A 2,036-nucleotide genomic window follows, 5' to 3' on the forward strand; every position below is an offset into this window, starting at 1 on the left:
AAGACTACTTCGACTTCCTAGCCTCTGACGACATTCGCATCAAAGGTAGCCGCATTGGTATCGAAAGCGTCCTCTACGAATATATCTACCGCGCCAGAACCCCTGAAGAAATTACCCAACAATTTGACACCATTACCTTAGAACAGGTTCATGCCACTATTCTCTACTATCTACACAACAAAGAAGAGGTCAGCGCTTACTTAGCTGACTGGCTAGAGTTTTGCCGCCAACAACGAGAAGAACAAAAACAGAATCCTTCTCCTGCACGACAGAGGTTCCGGCAATTGAAAGCAGAAGCCGCTCTGGAGCGAGAGTCATCCCAAGCGAAGAGCGCTGTATGACGATCCAATATTTACTGGACGAGCATATCGCCTCCCTTTACCGAACCCAACTGATGCGCCAAGCACCAGAACTTATTGTCAGAAGGATCGGCGATCCAGGCGCTCCTCCTAAAGGAACTCTCGATCCAGAGATTTTAATCTGGTGTGAGATTCATGATTTTATTTTAGTAACAAACAATCGGAAATCTATGCCTAAACATTTAGTAGACCATCTCGCAGAGAGTCGGCACGTACCGGGGATTTTTGTAATCGATCCATCCAATCATATTGGAGAAACCCTCGCAGAGCTAATCATTATTGCTGGAGCTTCCTTTCCCAAGGAATATCAAGACCGAATTGAATACTTACCCTTGAGCGAATAAAAAAACAACAGTGTAACGCACCTGAATGCTTACAGAATTTTAAATTAACATCCAAGGTGATAAATTAATGTAAGTATTAGGGTGAATACTGACGATCGTACTTATGAGGTACAGTCGATTTTCTTCCCCCTACTCTCTACTCCCTACTCCCTACTCAAAATTACCATCAACCATTACCCTCCAATCGCCACAATAACCATCCTCCTGCTCCGAAACCGAATAAATTAGGTAACCAGGCGGCTACAACTGGGGAGAGAATTCCCGCTATACCAAAACCTCCGATCACAAAGCTCAGTAAGTAGTAGCCAAAAATTACGATTAAACAGACCCCAAAGCTAGTCCCTTTACTAATTCGTTTAGGTCGAATACTCATGCTTGCTCCCACTAAGCCAAAGATTATACAAATGAATGGAAAAGCAATTTTTTGTTGCATCCGCACTTGCAGCATCCGGAGTTTTTTGCGATCGCCAGCTCCCTTAAGCAAGTTAATCATTTCTATGGCTTGAATAATATTCATCTCATAAGGGTCACGGGCTTTAGTGACTAAATCAAGGGGTGCTCTAGGAAATGGGATTTGTTGATGATCAAAGGTCACTATTTTCTGGAAAGAGGTATTAGGACTAATAAAATAAATTGACCCATGGAAAAAATCCCAGGTATTTTGCTTAGAGTTCCAAAGGGCTGATTCCGATAGAATAATTTTCTTCAACTTACCCAGATTAGACCACTCCAAGACAGTCAGATCTTTCATTCTCTGACCATCAAATCCATTGGCGTAGAATAAGCGTTTGATTGTCTGAGTAGTTGTGCCATTGGTTTGGGTAAAAGTCTGATACTCTGGATACAGAATACCGTTTTCCTCGAAAGAGGGTTTTTCCTGATTAAGAGCTTTTTCTAATGTTATAGTTGCCTGGTAGTTAGCCGCTGGAACAATTAATTCATTGAAGAGGAAAGTTATCCCCGTGACCACTAGGCTGAGCACCAGAGCAGGGGCAACTAGTCGATATAAACTCACACCGCAGCTGCGCAGGGCAATTAACTCACTGTCATTACTCAAGCGAGAATATGCTATTAGTGTCGCCAGCAGTACTGATATGGGTAAGGCATAGGACATAAACTCAGGAAACTTTAAGAGCACGACTTGGGCAGCAATTGTCCAAGATAGTCCTAACTCAGTGATTTTGACTACCATATCAAACAGGCTACCCACAGCCACACCAATAGATGAAAACCCGCCAACACCAAATAGAAACGGTGGGATGAGTTCAGCAGCGATGTAGCGATCCATCACTGATAAGCTAGGAAAAACGAATTTGAGGAAGTAAGGTTTGCC

General features: G+C 43.0%; 3 protein-coding genes. 2 read left to right on the forward strand and 1 reads right to left on the reverse strand.

Annotation, left to right across the window (positions count from 1 at the left end; translation table 11 throughout):
- Both F6K49_RS43870 and F6K49_RS43875 read left to right on the forward strand, forming a co-directional pair.
- On the forward strand, positions 1–341 hold a 341-nt coding region (locus tag F6K49_RS43870), incomplete at its 5' end, for a DUF433 domain-containing protein (RefSeq protein WP_293108103.1).
- On the forward strand, positions 338–703 hold the full coding sequence (locus F6K49_RS43875) for a DUF5615 family PIN-like protein (RefSeq protein WP_070395639.1): 366 nt from the start codon (positions 338–340) through the stop codon (positions 701–703). The genes F6K49_RS43870 and F6K49_RS43875, both read left to right, overlap by 4 nt.
- Positions 704–869: 166 nt before the next feature.
- Here the strand turns inward: F6K49_RS43875 and F6K49_RS43880 are convergent.
- Positions 870–2,036, reverse strand: a 1,167-nt coding sequence (locus F6K49_RS43880) for an LptF/LptG family permease (RefSeq protein ID WP_366514312.1), incomplete at its 5' end; no start/stop codon positions are given.

It is taken from the genome of Moorena sp. SIO3I6 (assembly GCF_010672095.1).

What these genes read in the sequence shown, in the direction of transcription:
- F6K49_RS43875 (WP_070395639.1), top strand. Translation starts at nt 338, where the DNA reads ATGACGATCCAATATTTACTGGACGAGCATATCGCCTCCCTTTACCGA.